Below are 23,075 nucleotides of genomic sequence, written 5' to 3'. Positions count from 1 at the left end.
AACCTGAGTGACGACAGGAGGCCCGGTGGCCTTTCCGTACCCTCACAGCCCGCAGTCGGCCCCACAGGCCGGGCTCTACGACCCCGCGTACGAGCACGACGCCTGCGGTGTCGCCTTCGTGGCCGACCTGCACGGACGCCGGTCGCACGAGGTCGTCGCGAACGGCCTCGGGGCGCTCTGCCGGCTGGACCACCGGGGCGCCCGCGGCGCGGAGCACAACACCGGTGACGGCGCCGGGATCATGATCCAGGTGCCGGACGGCTTCCTCCGCGCGGTCGTCGACTTCCCCCTGCCGCCCGCCGGGCAGTACGCCACCGGCCTGGTCTTCCTCCCCGACGACGACGCCGCCGAGGCGCGCGCCCGCCGGGTGGTGGAGAAGTATGCGCTGGTCGAGGGGGCCGACATCCTCGGCTGGCGGGAGGTGCCCACCAACCCGGCCGGGCTCGGCGAGACCGCCCTCGCGGTGCTGCCCCGGGTCCGGCAGCTGTTCCTGGCCGCGCACCGGCTCACCGACTCGCCGGCCGGCCCGGCCGGCTCGCCGCTGACCGGGCTCGACCTGGACCGGGTGGCGTTCTGCCTGCGCAAGCAGGTCGAGCGGGAGACCGCCGAGCGGGGCGTGCCGGCGTACTTCCCGTCGCTGTCCGGGCGGACCATGGTCTGGAAGGGCATGCTCACCCCCGACCAGCTCCCCGAGTTCTACCCGGAGCTGACCGACGAGCGGGTGGAAAGCGCCATCGCCCTGGTGCACTCGCGGTTCTCCACCAACACCTTCCCGTCCTGGCCGCTGGCCCACCCGTACCGGTTCATCGCGCACAACGGCGAGATCAACACGATCCGCGGCAACCGCAACTGGATGCAGGCCCGGGAGGCGCTGTTGCGCAGCCCGAGCATCCCCGGCAACATCCGCCGGGTCTTCCCGGTGTGCACCCCGGCGGCGTCCGACTCGGCCAACTTCGACGAGGTCCTCGAGCTGCTGCACCTGGCCGGCCGGAGCCTGCCGCACGCGGTGCTCATGATGATCCCCGAGGCGTGGGAGAACGACCCGGACATGCGCGCCGACAAGCGCGCCTTCTACCGGTTCCACGCCAGCCTCATGGAGCCGTGGGACGGCCCCGCCTCGGTCGCCTTCACCGACGGCGAGATCGTCGGCGCGGTGCTGGACCGCAACGGGCTGCGCCCGGGCCGCTGGTGGCGTACCGCCGACGGCCTGGTGGTGCTCGGCAGCGAGGCGGGCGTGCTCGACCTCGACCCGGCCGCCGTGGTGGCCAAGGGCCGCCTCCAGCCGGGCAAGATGTTCCTGGTCGACACGGTCAACGGCCGGATCGTCTCCGACGACGAGATCAAGGCCGAGCTGGCCGCCGCCCGGCCGTACGACGAGTGGCTGCACGCCGGCCTGATCGAACTGGACGAGCTGCCGCCGCGCGAGCACATCGTCTACACCCACGACTCGGTGCGCCGCCGGCAGCAGACCTTCGGCTACACCGAGGAGGAGCTGAAGATCCTGCTCGGCCCGATGGCCCGCAACGGCGCGGAGCCGATCGGCTCGATGGGCACCGACACCCCGATCGCCCCGCTGTCCACCCGGCCGAGGCTGCTCTACGACTACTTCCATCAGCTCTTCGCGCAGGTCACCAACCCGCCGCTGGACGCCATCCGGGAGGAGCTGGTGACCAGCCTGGCGTCCACCATCGGGCCGGAGGGCAACCTGCTCGACCCGGGCCCGGCGAGCTGCCGGCAGATCGTGCTGCCCTACCCGGTGATCGACAACGACGAGCTGGCGAAGATCCTCTCCATCGACGAGGACGGCGACCTGCCCGGCTTCAAGGCGGTCCGGGTCTCCGGGCTCTACCGGATCCGCGACGGCGGCGCCGGGATCAAGGCCCGGCTCACCGAGATCTGCCGGCACGTCTCGGAGGCGATCGAGGACGGCGTACGCATCCTGGTCCTCTCCGACCGGGACTCCAACGCCGACCTCGCCCCGATCCCGTCGCTGCTGCTCACCGCCGCGGTCCACCAGCACCTCGTCCGGGAACAGACGCGCACCCAGGCGGCGCTGATCGTCGAGTCCGGCGACTGCCGCGAGGTGCACCACGCGGCCGTGCTGATCGGTTACGGCGCGGCGGCGGTCAACCCGTACCTGGCCTTCGAGTCGGTCGAGGACATGATCTCCACCGGCGTGCTGGCCGGCGTCGACCGGCTGAAGGCGGTCCGCAACTACGTCAAGGCGCTCGGCAAGGGCGTCCTGAAGATCATGTCCAAGATGGGCATCTCGACGGTCTCGTCGTACTGCGGCGCGCAGGTCTTCGAGGCGGTCGGCCTGGACACCCGGCTGGTCGAGCGCTACTTCCGGGGCACCCCGAGCACGATCGGCGGGATCGGGCTGGCCGAGATCCACGCCGAGGTGGCCGCCCGGCACGCGCTGGCCTGGCCGGCCCCCGGCGGGCAGGTCACCGACCGGCTGGACGTCGGCGGCGAGTACCAGTGGCGCCGCGAGGGCGAACTGCACCTGTTCAACCCGGAGACGGTCTTCCTGCTCCAGCACGCAACCCGCAGCCGGCAGTACGACGTGTTCCGGCGGTACACCGCCAAGGTCGACGAGCTGGCCGCCCGGGCCGGCTCGCTGCGCGGCCTGTTCACCCTGCGCACCGGCGTACGCCCGCCGGTGCCGCTGGACGAGGTGGAGCCGGCCACCGAGATCGTCAAGCGGTTCGCCACCGGCGCCATGTCGTACGGGTCGATCTCGGCGGAGGCGCACGAGACCCTGGCCATCGCGATGAACCGCCTCGGCGGCAAGTCCAACACCGGCGAGGGCGGCGAGGACGTCGACCGGCTGTACGACCCGCGGCGCCGCTCGGCGGTCAAGCAGATCGCCAGCGGCCGGTTCGGCGTGACCAGCGAATACCTGGTCAACGCCGACGACCTCCAGATCAAGATGGCCCAGGGCGCCAAGCCCGGCGAGGGCGGCCAGCTGCCCGGCAACAAGGTCTGGCCGTGGATCGCCCGGACCCGGCACGCCACCCCGGGCGTCGGCCTGATCTCCCCGCCGCCGCACCACGACATCTACTCGATCGAGGACCTGGCCCAGCTCGTCCACGACCTGAAGTGCGTCAACCCGGCCGCCCGGGTGCACGTCAAGCTGGTCAGCGAGGTCGGCGTCGGCACCGTCGCGGCCGGGGTGGCCAAGCTCAAGGCCGACGTCATCCTGATCTCCGGGCACGACGGCGGCACCGGCGCGTCCCCGCTCAACTCGCTCAAGCACGCCGGCACCCCGTGGGAGCTGGGCCTGGCCGAGGCGCAGCAGACGCTGCTGCTGAACAAGCTGCGCGACCGGGTCACCGTGCAGGTCGACGGCCAGCTCAAGACCGGCCGGGACGTGCTGATCGCGGCGCTGCTCGGCGCCGAGGAGTTCGGCTTCGCCACCGCCCCACTGATCGTCGAGGGCTGCGTGATGATGCGGGTCTGCCACCTGGACACCTGCCCGGTCGGCATCGCCACCCAGAACCCGGTGCTGCGCGAGCGCTTCACCGGCAAGCCGGAGTTCGTGGAGAACTTCTTCCTCTTCCTCGCCGAGGAGGTCCGGGGCTACCTGGCCGAGCTGGGCTTCCGCAGCATCGAGGAGGCGATCGGGCACACCGAGCTGCTCGACGTCACCGAGGCGATCGACCACTGGAAGGGCCACGGCCTGGACCTCAGCCGGGTGCTGCACCTGCCCGAGCTGCCCGAGGGGGCGGCCCGGCGCGGCATCCGCGCCCAGGACCACGGCCTGGAGGCCGCCCTGGACAACCAGCTCATCGCCCTGGCCAAGCCGGCGCTGCGCGACGGCACCCCGGTCCGGCTGGAGGTGGCGGTCCGCAACGAGCACCGCAGCGTCGGCGCGATGCTCGGCGGTGAGGTGACCCGCCGGTTCGGCGGGACGGGCCTGCCCGACGACACCATCGAGTTCCGGCTGCGCGGCACCGCCGGCCAGTCGTTCGGCGCGTTCCTGCCGCGCGGGGTGACCCTGCGCCTGCACGGCGACGCCAACGACTACGTGGGCAAGGGCCTCTCCGGCGGCCGGCTCGTGGTGCGCCCGCACGCCGCCGCGCCGTTCGTCGACGACGCGGCCGGGCCGGGGGAGCGGGCCGAGGACCAGATCATCGCGGGCAACACCATCCTGTACGGGGCGACCGGCGGCGAGGTGTTCCTGCGGGGCCGGGTCGGCGAGCGGTTCGCGGTGCGCAACTCCGGCGCGGTGGCCGTCGTCGAGGGCGTCGGCGACCACGGCTGCGAGTACATGACCGGCGGCACGGTGGTGGTGCTCGGCCCGACCGGCCGTAACTTCGCCGCCGGCATGTCCGGGGGGACCGCCTTCGTGCACGACCTGGACCGCCGGCTGGTCAACACCGAGCTGGTCGACCTGTCGCCGCTGCGCGAGGAGGAGCGGGACCGCCTGCACGAGCTGGTCCAGCGGCACTTCGCCGAGACCGACTCGGCGGTCGCCGAGGCGCTGCTCAAGCGCTGGCCGGAGGCGGTGGAGGAGTTCACCGCGGTGGTGCCCCGGGACTACCGCCGGGTGCTGGAGATCATGCGGGCCGCCGAAGCCGCCGGCCACGACGTCGACGACGCGGTCATGAAGGAACTGACGGCGCCGGCTGAGCCGGCCCAACCGGCGCTGCCGGTGCCGCCCGCCCCGCGGGCGGCCGCCCAGGAGGTGGCTCGTGCCTGACCCGAACGGTTTCCTGCGCTACGACCGGCGGCTGCCCGCCCGCCGGCCGGTGCCGGTGCGGATCTCCGACTGGCGGGAGGTGTACCCGCCGGCCGGCGAGGAGCTGATCCGCGAGCAGGCCACCCGCTGCATGGACTGCGGCGTCCCGTTCTGCCACGACGGCTGCCCGCTGGGCAACCGCATCCCGGACTGGAACGACCTGGTCCGTACGGGCAACTGGGACGCGGCGGTGGAGTCGCTGCACGCCACCAACAACTTCCCCGAGTTCACCGGCCGGCTCTGTCCGGCGCCCTGCGAGGCGGCGTGCGTGCTCGGCCTCGGCGGGCAGCAGCCGGTCACCATCAAGCAGGTCGAGGTGGAGATCGCCGACGCGGCGGTGGCCGGCGGCGGGCTGCGGCCCCGGCCGGCGCCGGTCCCCACCGGGCGCTCCGTGGCCGTGGTCGGCTCCGGCCCGGCCGGGCTGGCCGCCGCGCAGCAGCTGGCCCGCGCCGGGCACACCGTCACCGTGTACGAGCGCGACGACGCCCTCGGCGGCCTGCTCCGGTACGGCATCCCCGACTTCAAGCTGGAGAAGCAGCACGTCGATCGGCGGCTGGCGCAGCTCGCCGCCGAGGGGGTGCGCTTCCGGACCGGGGTGAACGTCGGCGTGGACGTGACCGCCGATCAGCTGCGCGCCGAGCACGACGCGGTGCTGCTCGCCTGCGGCGCGCTGCAGGGCCGGGACACCCCGGCGACCCCGGGCCGGGCGCTGCGCGGCGTACACCAGGCCATGGCGCACCTGGTCGCGGCCAACCGGGTGGTCGCGGCGGCCGGGGCGGGCCGGCCGGCGCTGGCCACCCTGCCGGACGGCACCCCGATCGACGCGGCCGGCAAGCACGTGGTGATCATCGGGGGCGGCGACACGGCGGCGGACTGCCTCGGCGTGGCGCACCGGCAGGGCGCGGCCGGCGTCCACCAGCTGGACCTCTACCCGGAGCCGCCGGCCGAGCGGGACGCCGCCCGCGATCCGTGGCCGACCTGGCCGTGGGTGCTGCGCTCCTACCCGGCCCACGAGGAGGGCGGCGAGCGGGTCTTCGCGGTGGCGGTGCAGGAGTTCGTCGACGACGGCACCGGTCAGGTCCGGGCGGTCCGGATCGCCGAGGTGACCGTGGAGAAGATCGACGGCCGGCGGGTCGTCACCGTGCTGCCCGGCTCCGAACGTGAGCTGCCGGCCGACCTGGTGCTGCTGGCCATCGGCTTCGAGGGCACCGAGGAGCAGCCGCTGCTGGCCCAGCTCGGGGTGGCCCGCAACGGCCGGGGCGCGATCGACGCCCGGCCGGACTGGCAGACCGCCACCGACGGGGTCTTCGTCGCCGGTGACATGCACCGCGGCGCGTCGCTGATCGTCTGGGCGATCGCCGAGGGGCGGGCCGCCGCGGCGGCCATCCACGGCTACCTGGGTGGGGTGGGGAGCCTGCCCGCCCCGGTCGACCCGGCGCGGCAGCCGCTCGCGGCCCGCTGACGAGCAGCAGCGACGGCCCGGACCCGGGGTACGGGTCCGGGCCGTCGCTGCGCCCTCGTCCGGCTGGGCCGCGTTGACCCAGGCAGGGGTGCGGCGTGTCGGCGCAGCCGCACCGTGACGACCGGCCGACCCGTCGCCGTGCCGGATGTCCGGTCAACCGGTGCGGGAGCTACCGCGCCCCCGCATCCCACCACTCGAGCACACGCTGTCCGTAGAGGGTCAGCCACTTGGACGGCTGCCCGGCCGGCACGTCGACCTCGAACCAGACGCGTCCCGGTTGGCGACCGCCCTGCAGCCAGCGGCCGTCGGGCTGCCGGGCAGCGCGGATGAGCTCGATCGCCTCGGCGGTGCGCGGGTCGGGCGCGCGGCCGTCGACCTGCGCGGCCTGGCGGAAGTAGTCGGCGGCGTTGAGCGCGGTGTAGCGCCAGCGGATCGGATACTCGAAGAAGCTGACCCAGGGCCCGACCGGCTCGCCCGTCGACAGCCGGCGCAGCAGGCGGCGCTCGAGCAGGTACTCCTCACCGCGGCGGCGCGCAGCGCGGGTGGCGCCGGTGCCGCCGGTCGCCTTCTCGTAGGCGAGCAACCCCTTCAGCGAGTTGAGCGTCGAGTGGAACGATGACCGGGTCGAGCCCGCGACCCACTCGCAGTTCCAACCGCCGTCGACCATCTGGTGCGCCAGGAACCAATCCACGATGGCGTCGACGTCGGCGCCGAGCCAGACGCCGTTCGCGAGCGTCCAAGCGTTGATGCAGCAGTCGACCTCGCCGGCCCAGTACGGCCGGCCCTCGTAGTCCCAGCGGCTGTTCTCCGCGAGCAGTTCGACGGTGCGGCGCTCGCGCAGCACGGCCGGGTCGAGGCCCCACTCCCGCAACGAGTTGAGCGTCCAGGTCGTCGGCGTCCAGGGCTGGGCGCCCTCCTCGGCCGCCTCCGCGCCCGCGAAGTCGAAGTCGGCGGGAAAGAACGAGCCGCCGGCCCACTGGCCGTCCGGGTCCTGCACAGCGAGCAGGCGCGCGCCGAAGCCGTCGGTGGCGACCTTCGCGCGGGTCGCCTCCCAGACCTCCGCCGGTTCGCCGAGGAGGTCGCGCTCCACCTGCCACCGGAGCGCCGCGTCGGAGTCGAGCAGCCACGTGGTCAGAGCCTCGGTTGCCATTCGGCGACTATATCGGCACCCATCGGAGGCGAACGATGGCCGCCGGGGGTGCCCTTGGCGCGTCGGTGGGCGTCCTGGTCGACCGTGCTCGGATGCGGACCGTGAGCCCGGCCGGGTCCGGTTCGTGCCGACCCGTCCCCGGCGCCCGGCCCTGCCGGTGAACCCGCTCACCAACTGTCGTCAGGAGGTTTGACCCTCGCCAGACTTGTGCGCTGGCCGGACCCGTGCGGGTCCGGCTTCGTCGTGTCATCTCTGGACGGGGAAATCCTCATGGCCCTCGGCGCCACGTTCGCCGCGCTGCGCCACCGCAACTACCGGATCTGGGCCGGTGCCGGCTTCGTGTCGGTCATCGGGACCTGGATGCAGGTGCTGGGCGTCAACTGGTACGTCATGTCGGCCACCGGGTCGGCGACCTCCATGGGGCTCACCGTCCTGCTCCAGGCGCTGCCCACCCTGGTGCTCTCCGTCTGGGGCGGCGCGCTGGCCGACCGGGTGCCGGCCAAGCCGCTGCTGATCGCCGCCCAGGCGACCCACGCGGCCCTCGCGGCCGGGCTGGCCGTGGTCGCCGTGACCGGCGCCGGCGGGCTACCGGCGATCTACGTGATCTCCCTGGTCACCGGGGCGGTCTCGGCGATCGAGGGGCCGGTGGCGGGCCGCTGGTCCTCGACCCTGGTGGACCGGGAGAGCCTCGGCAACGCCCTGGCGCTCGGCTCGCTCACCAACTCCGCCGGCCGGATCCTCGGCATGAGCCTGGGCGCCGTCGTGGTGGCCGCCGTCGGGCCGGCGCTGCTCTTCGCGAGCAACGCCGCCAGCTTCGTCGCGGTCGTCGTCGCCCTGTTCGCCGTACGCGAGGGGGAGCGGCACACCGGCGAGCCGGCGGCGGCCGGTTCGGCCCGGGCGGACGGCGGCATCCGGGCCGGCTTCCGCTACCTGCTCGGCCAGCCGGTGGTGCTGGTCGCGCTGGGGCTGTCGTTCGTGCTCGGCAGCCTGGGCCGCAACTACCAGGTGACCATGGCGGCGATGAGCGAGGGCCCGCTGCGCGCCGGCGCCTCCGGCTACGGCCTCCTGTCCACGGTCTTCGCCGTCGGCACGGTGGTCGGCGCGCTGCTCGCCGCCCGTCGCCGCGAGCTGGGCTACGGCATCCTGGTCGGGGCCGGCCTGCTGGCCAGCACCCTGCAGATCGTGGCCGGTCTGGCACCCGGCACGGTCGGTTTCGCCGTCGTGATCCTGCCGGTGGCGGCCGCCGCCGTGATCATCGACACCACGGTCGGTACCCGCGCCCAGCTCGACACCGACTACGTCATGCGGGGCCGCGTGCTGGCCGCCGTCGCGGTCACCGGCTCCATCTCCGCCGCCGTCGGCGCGCCCCTGCTCGGCTGGCTCTCCGAACACGCCGGGCCCCGGCAGACCCTCGTCCTGGCCGGCACGATCACGGCGGTGGCCACCGCGGTGGCCGGGATCGCGCTGGACCGGCTGCGGGAGCGCCGGCTGGGCCACCGGCTCGCCCTGGTGCTGGCCGCCCCCGCGGTGCGCCGCCCGGTACGCCGGGTCGCCTCGACGGCCGCCCGGGTGGTGTGGCCGGCGGGCGTGGGCCGCGCCGCCGCGCCGTGCGTCCGTGCTCCGGCCCGCAGGGCTGTCCGGCGTGGGGCCGGCGGCTGCCACCGCGCCGCTGGCCGGTCCGTCGCCGCTGGCCGGATTCGGTCCGTCCCCGGTGGCCCGTCCCGGCAGCGGCCGGTTCCGGTCGAGCCGGGCCGTCCGGGCGGCCCAGGACTGCGCGGCCTGCGCGCCCCATCGGGCTCCGCGCCGGTCCCGGCTGACCGGCGCCGCCCGGCGGGCCGCGCACCACGAAGGCTGTCCGCACGCCTGAGGCTCCCCGCGGGGTGAGCGAGGTCAGCCCGGTGCGGGCACGTCCGGGATCCGGCGGCACGAAGACCATCGGCAGGCCGCGGACGTGGCCGTCGAGGCACGCCGCGGCGGGGCTGTGGGCCGGCGCGGTGCGGCCGTTCCCGGCCCCGTCGACCGCCTGACCGGCCGGGTCCGCCCGGGCAGGAGCGGACCCGGCCGGGAGGATCAGCGGTCCAGCAACCGGTGCGCCGCCTGGATCTTCGCCCAGGACCGGGGCTGCGCCGGCGCGAGCGAGGTGCGGGCCGCGGCGGCCACCTCGGGCCGCCCGGCGGTGAACAGCCAGGTACTGAAGACGTCGTCCAGGTCCCGGCCGGAGAGCTGCTCGGCGAGGGCCTGGAACTGGGCGATGGTGCCGTTGCCGTACGCGTGCCGGGCGGTCCAGGCCGGCAGGATCCGGAAGAACGCCTCGTCGCCGACGGCCAGCCGGATCTGGTGCAGCGCCATCGCGCCCCGGTCGTAGACCGCGTCGTCGAAGACCCGGTCGGCGCCCGGGTCACCGGGGAGGACCTGCCAGAACTCCGCGTCGGCCGGGTAGGCCGCATAGGTGAAGTCGAAGAGCTCCTGGGCGGTGCCCTCGCCCTGCTCCTCCGACCAGAGCCACTCGGCGTACGAGGCGAAGCCCTCGTTGAGCCAGATCGCGCTCCAGTCCGCCACCGAGACCGAGTCGCCGAACCACTGGTGCGCGTTCTCGTGCACGACGACGTACGGGTTCGAGCCGCGTCGCCAGAAGCCCGGACCGTAGACCGGGCGGGTCTGGGTCTCCAGGGCGAAGGTGATGCCGTCGATCGGGCCGGCCACGCCGCCCTGCGCCTCGAACGGGTACGGCCCGAACACCCCGCTCTCCCAGTCGATCACCTCGGCGGTGCGTTCGATGCTGGCCCGCGCGGCGCCGTCCCGGTCCCCGAGCGTGGTGCTGTACGCGTTGACCACCGGCTGGCCGTTGGGCGCGGTGTCGGTGACGATGTCGTACTGCCCGATGGCGAGGAACGCCTGATAGGTGGCGCCCGGCTTGGCGCTGCGCCAGCTCCACCGGGTACGGTCGCCGGCCTCGGGCAGCGGGGCCCGCGGCTGCACGCCGTTGCTGATCACCTCGACGCCGGTGGGCACCGAGACGGAGATGTCGAAGGTGGCCTTGTCGAGCGGGTGGTCGTTGCTGGGGAACCACCACCACGCCGACTCCGGCTCGTTGACCGCGAGCGCGCCGTCGGCGGTACGGGTCCAGCCGGTGTAGCCGCTCACCAGCGTCTCCGACGGTACGCCGGCGTACCTGACCACGACGGTGAGCTGCTGGCCGCGGGTGATCGGCCGGGGGGCGGTGATCACGAGTTCGTGCGCGCCGGCCCGGGCGAAGCCGGCCGACCAGCCGTTGACCCGTACCGACTCGACGTCGAGGGCGAAGTCCAGGTTGAACCGGGACAGGTCCTGGGTGGCGGTGGCCAGGATCGTGGTGGTCCCGCTGAGCCGGTCGGTGGCCGGCTCGTAGCGCAGTCGCAGGTCGTAGTGGCCGACGTCGTAGCCGCCGTTGCCGTAGTCGGGGTAGTAGCTGTCGCCGAGCCCGGCGCTGCCCGGGGTCGGGGCGGCCGTCGGGCGCGTGGGCCGGCCCCAGCCCGGTAGGGCGGCCTGGCCGGGGGCGCCGGTCGCGACCGTGCCGGCGGTGGTGACGGTCAGGGCGGCGATGGCCGCCGCGAGTACGCGTCGCACGAGGTGGACTCCCTCCATCGGGGTGTACGCACCGGTAAACCTAATCGATGGTTGTGAACATGCTGGTCTCCCGACACGGGCCGGGCTATTCAATTCGTGCGAATGTTTCGATAGCATTACCGACTAGTAACAAGCCTCGACCCTCTGGCCACGCGCGCGGTCAACGGGCTCCACCACACCTGTCCCGTGGAGGTCCTGTGATGTCCCGTCGCGTCCGTACCGCCCTGGCCGCCCTGACCGCGGCCGTCCTCGGCGCCGTCGTCGTCCCGGGGGTCGCCCAGGCGGCCACCGTCAACTACGTCGCCCTCGGCGACTCGTACTCCTCCGGCGTCGGCGCCGGCCCGTACGACCTCTCCACCTGCCTGCGCAGCCAGAAGTCGTACGCCCCGCTCTGGGCCGCGGCCCACCAGGTCACCAGCTTCCGCTTCCCGGCCTGCGGCGGCGCGGTCACCGCCGACGTGATCAACAATCAGGTCGGCTCGTTGAGCAGCAGCACGACCCTGGTCACCATCACCATCGGTGGCAACGACGCCGGCTTCGCCGACGTCATGACCAGTTGCCGCTTCGGCAGCACCAGCGGTTGCGAGAGCGCGGTCAACGACTCCCGGTCGTTCGCCACCGCGACGCTGCCCGGCCGGCTCGACAGCACGTACGCGGCGATCCGCAACCGGGCCCCGGCCGCCCGGCTCGTGGTGCTCGGCTACCCGCGGCTGTTCGAGACCGGCTACTGCGGCCTGCTGGCCATGAGCACCTACAAGCGGACCATCCTCAACGAGGCGGCCGACGTGCTCAACGGGGTCATCGCCGACCGGGCCCGCGCGGCGGGCGCCACCTTCGTCGACGCCCGGCCGTTCTTCGCCGGGCACGGCGTCTGCGCGGCCGACCCGTGGATCCACGACATCAGCGGCGTCATCGAGGCCTACCACCCGGACGCCGACGGCTACCGCTACGGCTACCTCCCCGCCCTAACCGCCACCCTCGGCTAACCCCACCCCGCGCCCACCCCACCCCCCACCCCCCGCCTTGCCGATCATGGAGTTGTGGCACCGGACAACAGCCGTCAATGCCACAAGTTGGGCGCCACAACTCCATGATCGACGCGGGCGGGGGCGCGGGCGCGGGCGCGGGCGAGGGCGGGGCGGGGGTCGCTGGGTGGGGGTTAGGGGGTGGCGGGGGCGAGGTTGCGGGGGCGGGTGGGCTCGGTGGGTGGGGCGGTTGGTTCGGCGTCCCGGGTCGGGGTCGACTTGGCGGGGACCGCCAGGGCGGCCAAAGCGGCGGCCAGCGAGATGCCGGTGAGCAGCAGGAAGCCCGTGGTGAAGCCGGCCTCCCGGGGCAGGCCGCCGGCCTGCGGGTGCGCCGTGATCACGCTGCTGGCCACCGCCGCGCCGAGCGCGCCGCCGATGGTGCGGATGTTGGCGTTCATGCCGGTCGCCACGCCGGTCTGGCCGGCCGGCACGTTGGCCACGATCAGGTTGGCCATCGAGGCGAACGCCAGCCCGATGCCGAGTCCCACCAGGCCGCCGGCCACGCCGATCTCCCAGCGGGTGTCGTGCGCGACGGTCAGCATGGCCGCGGCGAGCACGTTGAACACCGCCCCGGTGGCCAGCTGCGCCTTGGCGCTGAACCGGCTGGCCAGCCGGCCGGCGACGAGCCCGGCGACGAACATGCCGACCAGCATGGGCAGCATCAGCAGCCCGGCCTGGGTGACGCTGGCGCCGAAGCCGTACCCGGCGGTGGGCGGGATCTGCACGAACTGCGGCAGGAAGGCGTAGACGGAGAACATCGAGGCGCCGTAGAGCAGGGCGACCAGGTTGGTCGTCCAGACGGCGGGCAGGCGCATCATCCGCATGTCGATCAGCGGGTTCGCCGAGCGGGTCTCGGTGACCAGCCAGCCGACCAGGATGACGGCGGCGAGCAGCAGCAGGCCGGTGACCCGGCCCGACGTCCAGCCCCACGCCGCGCCCTTGCTGATCGGCAGCAGCAGCGCCACCAGCCAGCCGGAGAGCAGCAGGGTGCCGAGCCAGTTGATCCGGCCGGGCGTACGGACCGGCGACTCCGGCACGAAACGGTGGGCCGCGAGCGCGGTGAGGCCGACGACGACCATCGGGATCCAGAACAGCCAGCGGTACCCGAGGGTGGCGACGATCGGACCGGCCAGGACGACCCCGAGGCCGCCGCCGGCGGCGACGATCGCCGAGATCGCGGCGACCGCCGAGCTGACCCGCGCGGCGGGGAACTCGTCGCGGATGATCCCGAAGGAGAGCGGGAAGACGGCGCCGCCGATGCCCTGCACGACCCGGGCCGCGATGAGCACGCCGATGCTCGGCGCCACGGCGGCCAGCAGGCAGCCCACCGCCAGCGCGGCGAGGGAGACGACCAGGGTCCGCTCCTTGCCGACCATGTCGCCGACCCGGCCGAGGACCGGGGTGAAGATCGAGGCGGAGAGCAGGTACGCGGTCAGCACCCAGGTCACGGTGTTCTGGGAGGTGTGCAGGTCGTGCTGGATGGTGGGCAGCACCGGCGTGATCAGCGACTGGAGCATGGCGAAGAAGCCGGCGCCGGCGGCGAGGACGAGGAAGGTCAACCGGCGCGAGTCGCGCCGGGCGGTTTCGGACACGGAGAAGCTCCCGTTCGGGTACGAGGAAAGGTGCCTGGCGGGCGGCGTGTGCGACCCGGTTGGCGGAGGACGCGGCGAGCGCGGTGGCGGGCACCCGTCGGGGTGCGGCCGGAGCGGGACGCCGGGGCCGCTCGCGCGGATCCGCCGCGCCGTGCGTGGCGCGGTGGACGAACTGGCGACGGTGGCGGCCCGGAATCGCCGGTGATCAGCGAATGACGGGCATGGTGGGACCTCCTGGGTCCGGTGTCTGGTGCGCCGATCCGTCGGGTGGGACCGGCCGGAATCCGGGGTACGCTATCCGGAGGCAGGGCTCCGGTCAGTTCCGGAGGGGTGCCTCCACTAACGTAGCGGAGGGGCGCCTCCGCTTGCAAGGGGAGAGGGGTGACGCCCGTCATGGCCAGCGCCGACCAGCTCGGAGAGGTCTTCGCGCGCCGCCCGAAGCGGGCCGACGCCCGGCGCAACTACGACGCCCTGATCGCCGCCGCCCGGCAGGTCTTCGGCGACTGCGGCGCCGGCGCGTCGCTGGAGGAGATCGCCCGGCGTGCCGGGGTCGGCATCGGCACCCTCTACCGCAACTTCCCGACCCGGCGGGACCTGTTCGAGGCGGTCTACGTCGAGGAGGTCCGCGCGCTCAGCGCCTCCGCCGCCGACCTGGCCGACCTGTCCCCGTGGGACGCCCTGGTCGGCTGGCTGCACCGCTTCGTCGCCTACGTCGGCACCAAGCGGGCCCTCGCCGAGGAGTTGGTCCACGACTCCGAGGTGTTCCGCAGCTGCCGCACCGAGATCTACGCCGCGGGCGAGCCGCTGCTGCGCCGCGCCCAGCAGGCCGGGGCGGCCCGGCCGGACGCCAGCTTCGACGACGTGGTCCGGCTGGTCAGCGGAATCATGGCGTATCAATTCCCGGAGCCGGCCCAGCGCGATCGGGTGCTGGCCATCGCCCTGGACGGGCTGCGCCACCCCGCCGCCCCCCGCTGACAACCCGACCCGGGTGATCTACCAGCGGGCCGGCTCGGCCCCCGGCCGCGTCCCGGCCGTGCGCCGCCAGACCCCGGCCGTGCCCCGCTGATCCCGGCCGTGCCCCGCTGATCCCGGCCGTGCCCCGCTGATCCCGGCCGTGCCCTGATCCCGGCCGTGCCCCCGCTGATCCCAGCCGCTTGACGGCTGTGCCCCGCCGATCCCGGCCGCTTCGCGGCCGTGCGCCGCCGGCCCGCAGCCGTACCCTCGCCGGCCATGTGCGGTCGCAACCCCGCCGGCCCGGATGCGGCGGCACTCCGCCGGTCCCCGTGCGGCCCCACCGCCGGCCCGCGGCCGCCGCGGAGGGTGCCCGCCATCCAGCCTGGATCGTCGCGGGCCGGCCGGCCGTTGCGGCGGCGCGGACAATGGAGCGGTACGCGGCGTGACGAGGAGGTGACCATGCGCGAACCAGCTGCCCGGTCCCGGCCCCGGCCGGCGGGCGAGCGGCTGCCGGCCGGCAGCCTCGACCTGCTCGCCCTGCTGGCCCGGCTGCTGCGGCGGCCCCGCCGCGGCGACCGCCGGCTGCCCCTGCTCTGGCTGGTCCACCCGGACGGCAGCGGCGCGCTGGGTGCCCTGCTGCGCCGCTTCGTCGGCCGGGGCGCCGGGCGGCGGGTGCCGCACGCCGTGCTCGACCTGAGCACCCGCCCCGCCAACGACGACGTGCCGGCGGCGCTGCGCGAGCTGCACCGGCAGCTCTCCGTGGAGGCCTTCGGCGCGGCCCGCCTGCGGTTCCGGCACTATCCGCTGGCGGACTGGCTGATGCACCAGAGCCTGGCGGTCGGGCTGGACGCGCAGCAGAGCGGCCGGGCCGCGCTGGTCCGCCGGCTGCGCGACTGGCGGGGTCGGGGCGTCACCGAGGACCCGCAGGTGGGTGGCGACTCCGGGCTGGGCACCGCGCTGCAGGTGCTGCTCTGGCTGCTGCGCCGGGCGATGCCGAGCGTGGTGTTCCGGATCGCGGTCTCCGGCCGGGTGCCGCTGGTCGGCCGGCAGTACCGCTGGTTCATGCGGCAGCAGTATCTCGCCCCCCGGCAGTCGGTGACCTTCCTCGGCTTCGCCGAGCGGCTCACCGCCGGCTGGCGCGACGGCGAGCATCCGGCGCAGGTGGAGAAGCTGCTGCTGCACGCCTTCCTGGAGGACCTGCGGGTGGCGTACCGGCGCCGGTTCTGGCGGCCCGGCGACTGGCGGCGGACCGCCTACCCGGTGCTGCTGCTGGACGGGGTGACCGGCGACGGCGTCGGGCACACCCTGGTCCGGCTGCTCGACGAGGTACGCAACGAGACCGGCCGCAACGACCCGCTGCTGGTGGTGGCGGTGGCCGCCGTCCCGCCGCCGGAACCGGCGGCCGTGCACCCGGTGCGCGAGGCCGAGGAGGCGTACGACGACTGGGCCGAGGCGCTGCCGGAGATCCGCCGGCTGCGCCGGGCCGGCGCCTGGCTCGTCGTGCTGCGCAGCGACGGCGAGGACGTCGCGTCCCCGCCGGGCATCGCCCCGCCGGCGCTGGTGGCGCCGGACCCGCCGTGGTGGTCCCGGCGGTTCCTGCCGGCGGCGGTGGCGCTGCTCCTGCTCGCCGGGCTCGGCCTGTGGGCGCACGGGCGCTGGGCGGCGGACTGCCGTCCCTGGCCCACCGACCAGGTGCGGGTGCGGGTGGTCGCGGGGGAGTGCGTCGGCTACAGCGACACCGCGGGCCAGGTGTTCAACAGCGAACCCGGTCAGCAGCGGCTGCGCGCCGTGCAGCGGCGGATCTTCGCGCAGAACCGGGCCGCGCAGGAGGTGTGGCGGCGCAGCGATCGGCGCCGCCCCTACCTGACCCTGGTCTACCTGGGCAGCCTCACCGGCAACCGGACCCGCGCCGACGAGGAGTCGTACGTCTCCGAGCGCGAGGAGCTGGAGGGCATGGCGACCGCCCAGTACGCCCTGCTCCAGGAGTCCGCCGCGGCGGACGGCGCGGCGCTGCTGCACATCGTGGTGGCCAACGCCGGCCGGCAGATGCGGCACGCCGGCGAGGCGGTCCGGATGCTCGAAGGGTTGGCCCGTGACGACCCGACCCTGCTCGGCGTGGTCGGGATGGTGGACAGCCGGACCAGCACCGCGGCGGCGCTGCGCGAGCTCAACCGGGTCGGTCTGCCGGTGCTCGCGCCCACCCTGTCGGCCGACCGGATGGACACCAACTCCAGCCTCTACCTGCAGATCTCCGCGCCCAACCGGGACCAGGCCCGGATGCTCGAGGCGTACGCCCGGCAGGTGTTGCGGGTGACCGAGGCGCACGTCTACTGGACCACCGGCGAGGGCAGTTCGCTGGCCGAGGACCTCTACGTGTCCACCCTGGTCGACCGGTTGCGGGAGCGATTCGGCGCCCGGCTGACCCGGCTCGAGGAGTGGCGTACCGGCCGCCGCCTGGTCCAGGAGTGCGGCTACCGGGGCGTGCTCATCTTCGCCGGCCGCTGGTCGGAGGTCGACGGCTTCCTGCGCGCGCTGCGCGAGTGCGGTGCCGATCCGCCCCGGCACCTGCTCGCCGACGACTCGTTCAACCGCTACCTGGCCAATCCGGGGCTGCGGGCCAGCGCGCCCGGCAACCTGCCGGTCACGTACGTGTCGAAGGCGTCCCTGGCCACCTGCGCCGCGCTGCGGGCCGCGCAGGCCCGCCGCGACGACGCCCGGGGCAGCTTCCTCACCTGGATCGGCGCCGAGGACCTGCTCGACCCGCCGCGCTGCCGGGACGGCGCCGGCCCGGCGGTGGGCGAGCGGGTGAGCCTCGCCTACGACGCGTCGATGATGCTGGTGCGGGCGCTGGAGAGCCTCGCCGCCCGGCTCCGGCACGCCGACACCGGCCGCCGCTGGCAACCCCGCTCGGTCAATCCGGCCGGGGTGCACGCCGAGGTGCTGCGGCAGAACGCCGCCGGCGGCTACCCGGGGGTGGCCGGCCTGATCCGGTACGCCCCGGACTCCGGCGAGCCGCTGGCCAAGCGGATCGCCCTGCTCACCGTGGCCCGGGTGCCCGACGTCGCGGCCGCGCCGGTCGAGGTCTTCCACTGCGGGGTGGCCGACGGCGGCCCCGACCCCGGCTGCCGCCGTCCCGGCTGACGGCCGCGCAGCGGGTCAGCTCAGTCGCCGGGCCGAGTGCTGCCACCAGCAGATCCGTGGCGGCGGTTCGGCCCTGGCCTGAGCCAACCGACGGTCCCGGCGCTCGGGTCACCCACGCCGCGTTTCGCCGAGCGCCAGGCCATCCTCGTGCTCCAGACGCAGGGCTGGGGGCGGGACCGCGGGCGTCGCGCGGCGGCCGGCGGCTCCCCGTGCGGGAACCGCCGGCCGCTCGCCGTCTGATCAGCTGTGCGCGTTGCTGGGACGGCCCCACGGGCCGGTGATCGCGAACACGTAGCCCGGCGACTGGATGTTGGCGAACAGGATCTTCCCGTCCGCGCTGAACGTCGGGCCGGTGAACTCGCTGTCGTTGAGTTCGTTGCGGGCCAGCGGGTACGCCTTGCCCTGCTCGGTCACGCCGACCAGGTGCGACACGCCCTCGCCGTCCTCGGCCAGGATCACCCCGCCGTACGGCGACACGGTGATGTTGTCCGGGCCGTCGAAGTTGCCGTGGTCGGCGTCCGGGTCGGCGTTCACCCCGAAGATGGTCTTCAGCGTCACCGTCTCGGTGCGCGGGTCGTAGAACCAGACCTGGCCGTCGTGCTCGTGGACGCTGCCGTCGTCGTGCCGGGCGAAGCTGGCCACGAAGTAGGCCCCGCCGTCGGCCCACCAGGCGCCCTCCAGCTTGCGGCTGCGGGTCACCTGCGCGTCGGTGAACTGCTTGCGTACCGAGACGGTGCGCGCGTCCCGGTCGGGCACGTCCACCCACTCCACCTGGTACCGGGTGCCCGGGGTGGTGGCCTCGGACAGGTCCGCGACGTGCTGGCTGCCGCGCCGGCAGCGCATCGCCTGGAGGCTGCCCGCGGTGTCGCCGTCGGGCCGCTCGGCCAGGGCGCGCAGCGCGCCCTTGCCGCCCCGGAAACCGGCCGGCGGGGTCCACCGGAAGTAGAGGCCGTTCGGGCCGCCGGCGTCCTCGGTCAGATAGATCGCGTGGGTGTACGGGTCGACCGCCACCGCCTCGTGCGAGTAGCGGCCGAGGAACGTCAGCGGCACCGGGTTCTGGTTGGCGGACCGGTCGTGCGGGTCCACCTCGAAGACGTACCCGTGGTCCTTCAGGTAGCTGCCGCCGGCCCGCTGCTCGGTCTCCTCGCAGGTCAGCCAGGTGCCCCACGGGGTGATGCCGCCCGCGCAGTTGTTGTGCGTGCCGGCCACGCTGACGTACTCGCGCAGCCGCCGGCCCTGCCCGTCCACCTCGATGGTGGTGGTGCCGCCCCGGGCACCCGGGTCGTAGGTCAGCCCGGCCAGCGCCGGCACCGGGTACGGCTCGCTGCCGCCGATCTCGTGGTTGTTCACCAGCACCGAGCCGTGCGGGCCGCGGAAGCAGCCGGTGCCGTCGGCGTCGCTCGGGGTCGCCTGCCCGGACTCGAGCAGGGTCACGCCCGCCTGGGCCACGATGGTGTACGAGAAGCCGGGCGGCAGGGCCAGCAGGCCGGCCGGGTCCGGTACGAGGTCGCCGTAGCCGACCGCCGGGCGGACCGCGGCGCGCGCCGCAGCCGGCCCCGCGATCGCGTCCAGGCTGCCGGCCACCATGATGCCGAGGCCACCGGCGGCACCCCCGCGCAGCACCGCGCGGCGGGAGATGGGGGAGGAGGTCACGTCCTTGCCTTCCTGTTCGCTTGCCTGTGTTGAGCAGGCAAGCCGGGCCGGGGGAACGGCGGTCGGCGGGAACGGCCGCCGTTGGGTGAACAGTGGGCCAACGCTGCGTGCGGGCGCGTACTGTGCCGGGCCGGCGGGCGTCCGTTAGGGTTCCCCTCGATCGACAAGCGCGACGGCGTCGGAGGGCGGAGGCGTGGGCAGGCTCGCGACGGCGTACGGGCAGGCGCTGGCCCTGCACCGGCAGGCCGTGCGCCGCTGGGAGGCCGCCCGACGGCTGGTCACCGGCGCCGCGCCGGTGGCGCCCGGCAGCCCCGAGCTGGTGGCCCGGCTGGCCCGGCTCGGCGCCGACCTGGCCGCCGCCGAGCCCGCCACCGCCCGGCCCGCCGCCATCCCGGTGCCGGTACGGGTCGGCGAGGCGACCACCTTCGACGGTGGCTTCCCGGTGCTGGTCCCGCTGGGCGGCGGCACCCACCTGGCGGTCGACGCCGACGCCCGCGACCCGCGCGTCGGCGAGCTGCTGCGGGCCGTGGTGACCCGGCTGCTCGCCGCCACGCCGCCCGGCACGGTCCGGGTCGCCGGCATCGACCCGGCCGCGTTCGGCGCCGCCTTCCTGCCGCTGCGCCCGCTGCTGGACGCCGGTGCGCTCGCCCCCACCGCCACCACCGTCACCGAGATGGCCGCCCTGCTCGACGAGGCGGAGCGGCACGCCCGCGCCGCCCAGCAGGCCGTCCGGGACGACCAGGAACTGCTGCTCGTGGTCGCCGCGTCGGTGCCGCCGCCGCGCGAGCTGGCCCGGCTCGCCGCGCTCACCCACGCCGGGCCGGCCGCCGCCGTCTGCGTGCTGCTCGCCGGGTACCCGGCCGCCGGAGCGGCCGACGCGCCGCCGCCGCTGGGCGCCACCACCCAGCTGCGGCTGGGCGAGCGGTACGCGCGGGTCGGCGACCCGCCCGGCGCGCCGTTCAGTGTGGACGGCACCGGCCTGGCCGCCCCGGTGGTGATCGACGGCGACCCGTCGCACGCCACCGTCACGGCGCTGGCCCGCCGGCTCGCGGCGGCCACCCGGGCGGCCGAGGCGGTCACCTTCGCCGACCTGCTGCCGGCGCGGCGCTGGGCCGAGTCGTCCGGCCCGGGGCTGCGTACCGTGCTCGGCCGGGCGGTGCGGCTGCCCGGGCCCGCCGGCCCGGCGGTGGCGGCACCGGGGGCCGGCGGGGAACCGGTCGTCGTGGCCTTCGACGACGCCACCCCGCACTGGCTGGTCGGCGGGCGTACCGGCGCGGGCAAGACGGTGCTGCTGCTCGACGTGCTCTACGGGCTGGCCGCCCGCTACGCCCCCACCGAGCTGCAACTGTTCCTGCTCGACTTCAAGGAGGGGGTCAGCTTCGCCGAGTTCGTGCCGACCGGGCACGACCCGTCCTGGCTGCCGCACGCCCGGGCGGTCGGCATCGAGTCCGACCGCGAGTACGGCGTGGCCGTGCTGCGCGAGCTGGGCGACGAGCTGACCCGGCGGGCCGACCTGCTGAAGCGGCTCGGTGTCAGCAAGCTCGCCGACCTGCCCGCCGCGCACCGGCCACCCCGGATCGTCACCGTGATCGACGAGTTCCAGGTGCTCGTCGCCGGCCACGACGCGCTCGCCCGGCAGGCCGTCGACCTGCTCGAGGAGGTGGCCCGCAAGGGCCGCTCGTACGGCCTGCACCTGGTGCTGGCGAGCCAGAGCATCACCGGCATCGAGGCGCTCTACGGCCGCGCCGAGGCGATCTTCGGCCAGTTCCCGCTGCGGGTGGCGCTGCCCGGCGGGGCGGCCGTGCTGGACCGGACGGGCGACCCGGCCGGGGCGCTCCCGATCGGCACCGCCGTGGTCAACACCGCCGGTGGCGCGGCCGGCGCGAACACCCAGGTCCGGTTCCCCGACGCGCACGCCGCCGCGGCCGACCTCGCCGCGCTGCGGCACGAGCTGTTCCAGGCCCGCCCGGCCGGCTCGGCGCCACCCACGGTCTTCCGGGGGTACGAGTCGCCGCGGCTCGCCGACGACCCTGCCTGGGCGGCGCTGCGCCCGGACGCCGGGGCGCCGCTGGCCCTGGTGGGCCGGACCGTGGACGTGGCCGGCAGCCCCGCCGGGTTCCGGCTGGACGCCACCCCCGGCCGGCACCTCGCCGTGGTGGGCACCGCCGCGACCGGCGCGCAGGTGCTCCGCTCGGCCACCCTCAGCCTGGCCCGCCAGCACGCCCCGAACACGGCGCGCTTCCTGTTCGCACCGCTGGCGCCGGGCACCGCCGACACCGCCGACGACCTGGCGATGACCCTGGCCGCGGCCGGTCACCCGGTCCGCCGGCTGGACGCCGCGGCGCTCCGCGCCCAGCTCGCCGAGCTGTCCGGCCCCCCGGGAGCGGCGGCCGGCGACCCGGCCGCGGCGGCCGGCCCCTCGGCAGCGGCGGCCGGCGACCCGGGCGCGACGGCTGGCCCCCCGGGCGCGACGGCCGGGGACAAGGGCGCGGCGGCCGGTGGTGACCCGGGCGCGCCGGCCGGGATCCGGACCTACCTGGTGGTGTTCGGAGTGGACGCCGCCGCGGGTGTGCTGACCGCCGGTGACCCGGCGACCTTCCGGACCGGGCACGACGACCTGCGGGCCGTGCTGCGCGACGGGCCGGCGCACGGCGTGCACCTGCTCGGCTGGTGGCGCGGGCTGCGCCGGCTCGGCGAGGACCTGGGCGGCAGCCAGCACCGCGACGACGTGGCCTGCCTGGTCGCGCTGAACGTGCCCGGCGCCGACCTCGGACTCCACCTCGGCGTGCACGATCTCGCGTACGCGCACCGGGACGGGCGGGCGCTGCTGGTCGACCGGCACGACCAGCGCACCGCCCTGATCGTGCCGTTCACCGGGGACGGGGACGGGGACGAGCGGTGAGCTACCCGGAGTACGCGGCCCTGGCCCGGGAGCTGGCAGCCCGGCAGCGCGGCGGGGAACAGGCGATCGCCGCCGAGGCGGAGCAGCGGCGCACCCTGCGGGCCGGCCTCGACCAGCTCGGCCACCGGCTCGCCGCCCAGGGCCAGCGCCTCGACCAGCTCGGCCGGGCCATCGGGGCGGCTCCGCCGCCGGCCGGCGCGCCGGAGCCGGTGGACCGGCCCGCCCCGGTGGCCGCCCCGCCCGCGGGGCCGGCCGGCGCGCCCGGGCTCCCCGCCGAACCGCCCGCGACCGGGGCGGGGGCGACCGGCGGCGCAGCCGCCGCGCCGGGGCGGCCGGGGGTCGGGGCGTACCCCCAGGGGTCGGTGCCCGGGCCCCGGGCGGGTGACGCGGCGACGGAGCTGGCGGCGGCCCGGCAGCTCGCCGACGAGGCCGACCGGTACGGCCAGCAGGCCGAGGCCCTGGCGCACCGGCCCGTGCTGCTGCCCACCTGGTCGCCGCTCGGCCGGGCCGTCGGGGTGTACGTCGCCTGCGCGCTGACCGGCTCGGTGCTGATGCTCGCCACCCTGGTCGGCTCGCCGCTGCCGGTGAGCGGGCTGGACCTGGTGGCCGCCGGCGCGTGCGCCGGGGTGCCGCTGCTGTCCTTCCTGGTCGGACAGCTCGTGCTGGCCCGGTGGGGCCGGCCGGTGCTCGGCGGTGACTCCCCGCCGGCGCGGTACGTGCCGCTCGGTTTCGTCCTCTGTGCCCTGCTCTCCTCCGGCCTGTTCTGCCTCTACCTGGTGGCCTTCCGCGTGTTGGGCTGACCCGTGCCGGTCCGCTCGGGTCGAGGGGCCGCCGGCCGGCTCGCGT

12 protein-coding genes are annotated in these 23,075 nt (G+C 75.3%); 8 read left to right on the top strand and 4 right to left on the bottom strand.

The annotated features are described in order from the left end of the window. The first annotated feature begins 25 nt into the window (after positions 1 to 25). Together gltB and ACIBPB_RS08800 are read left to right on the top strand one after the other, a co-directional pair. Positions 26 to 4,705: a glutamate synthase large subunit gene (gene gltB, locus ACIBPB_RS08805; RefSeq protein ID WP_396838989.1), complete on the top strand. Its 4,680-nt coding sequence runs from the start codon at positions 26 to 28 to the stop codon at positions 4,703 to 4,705. Then, positions 4,698 to 6,206: a glutamate synthase subunit beta gene (locus ACIBPB_RS08800; protein ID WP_396838988.1), complete on the top strand. Its 1,509-nt coding sequence runs from the start codon at positions 4,698 to 4,700 to the stop codon at positions 6,204 to 6,206. Before gltB ends, ACIBPB_RS08800 begins: the two co-directional genes overlap by 8 nt. A gap of 169 nt (positions 6,207 to 6,375) precedes the next feature. On the opposite strand, the gene ACIBPB_RS08795 is transcribed toward ACIBPB_RS08800, so the two are convergent. After that, the gene (locus tag ACIBPB_RS08795) at positions 6,376 to 7,356 is read right to left on the bottom strand and encodes a squalene cyclase (RefSeq protein ID WP_396838987.1); all 981 of its coding nucleotides are present in this window, start codon (positions 7,354 to 7,356) and stop codon (positions 6,376 to 6,378) included. 270 nt (positions 7,357 to 7,626) lie between these two features. On the opposite strand from ACIBPB_RS08795, the gene ACIBPB_RS08790 reads away from it, so the two are divergent. Then, positions 7,627 to 9,240, top strand: coding sequence for an MFS transporter (locus tag ACIBPB_RS08790; protein WP_396838986.1), 1,614 nt, complete (start codon positions 7,627 to 7,629; stop codon positions 9,238 to 9,240). 186 nt (positions 9,241 to 9,426) lie between these two features. Here ACIBPB_RS08790 and ACIBPB_RS08785 read toward each other — a convergent pair whose 3' ends face one another. Further along, a complete protein-coding gene (locus ACIBPB_RS08785; RefSeq protein ID WP_396838985.1) occupies positions 9,427 to 10,962 on the bottom strand; it encodes a M1 family metallopeptidase in 1,536 nt (511 codons plus the stop codon). 200 nt (positions 10,963 to 11,162) lie between these two features. Here ACIBPB_RS08785 and ACIBPB_RS08780 point away from each other — a divergent pair, with 200 nt between their 5' ends. Next, entirely contained in the window at positions 11,163 to 11,948 is a 786-nt protein-coding gene (locus ACIBPB_RS08780; protein WP_396838983.1) for an SGNH/GDSL hydrolase family protein, read from the top strand. 173 nt (positions 11,949 to 12,121) lie between these two features. Here ACIBPB_RS08780 and ACIBPB_RS08775 read toward each other — a convergent pair whose 3' ends face one another. Beyond that, entirely contained in the window at positions 12,122 to 13,579 is a 1,458-nt protein-coding gene (locus tag ACIBPB_RS08775; protein WP_396838982.1) for an MFS transporter, read from the bottom strand. A gap of 381 nt (positions 13,580 to 13,960) precedes the next feature. Between ACIBPB_RS08775 and ACIBPB_RS08770 the strand changes: the two genes are divergently transcribed. Both ACIBPB_RS08770 and ACIBPB_RS08765 read left to right on the top strand, forming a co-directional pair. Beyond that, on the top strand, positions 13,961 to 14,554 hold the full coding sequence (locus tag ACIBPB_RS08770) for a TetR/AcrR family transcriptional regulator (protein WP_396838981.1): 594 nt from the start codon (positions 13,961 to 13,963) through the stop codon (positions 14,552 to 14,554). A 438-nt stretch (positions 14,555 to 14,992) separates the two neighbouring features. Beyond that, positions 14,993 to 17,674 carry a hypothetical protein gene (locus ACIBPB_RS08765; RefSeq protein WP_396838980.1) on the top strand — a complete coding sequence of 894 codons (2,682 nt, stop codon included), beginning with the start codon at positions 14,993 to 14,995 and terminating at the stop codon, positions 17,672 to 17,674. 240 nt (positions 17,675 to 17,914) lie between these two features. On the opposite strand, the gene ACIBPB_RS08760 is transcribed toward ACIBPB_RS08765, so the two are convergent. After that, complete coding sequence (locus tag ACIBPB_RS08760; RefSeq protein ID WP_396838979.1) at positions 17,915 to 19,327, bottom strand: alkaline phosphatase PhoX; 1,413 nt, start codon at positions 19,325 to 19,327, stop codon at positions 17,915 to 17,917. A gap of 193 nt (positions 19,328 to 19,520) precedes the next feature. On the opposite strand from ACIBPB_RS08760, the gene ACIBPB_RS08755 reads away from it, so the two are divergent. Both ACIBPB_RS08755 and ACIBPB_RS08750 read left to right on the top strand, forming a co-directional pair. Further along, positions 19,521 to 22,229 carry an FtsK/SpoIIIE domain-containing protein gene (locus tag ACIBPB_RS08755; protein WP_396838978.1) on the top strand — a complete coding sequence of 903 codons (2,709 nt, stop codon included), beginning with the start codon at positions 19,521 to 19,523 and terminating at the stop codon, positions 22,227 to 22,229. Next, complete coding sequence (locus ACIBPB_RS08750; RefSeq protein WP_396838977.1) at positions 22,226 to 23,029, top strand: hypothetical protein; 804 nt, start codon at positions 22,226 to 22,228, stop codon at positions 23,027 to 23,029. Before ACIBPB_RS08755 ends, ACIBPB_RS08750 begins: the two co-directional genes overlap by 4 nt. Positions 23,030 to 23,075 lie beyond the last annotated feature (46 nt).

Source organism: Micromonospora sp. NPDC049836, from assembly GCF_044465125.1.
Classification (GTDB): Bacteria; Actinomycetota; Actinomycetes; order Mycobacteriales; family Micromonosporaceae; genus Micromonospora.
Note: the sequence above shows the minus strand (reverse complement) of the source record. Positions and strands in the feature narration are given on the sequence as shown.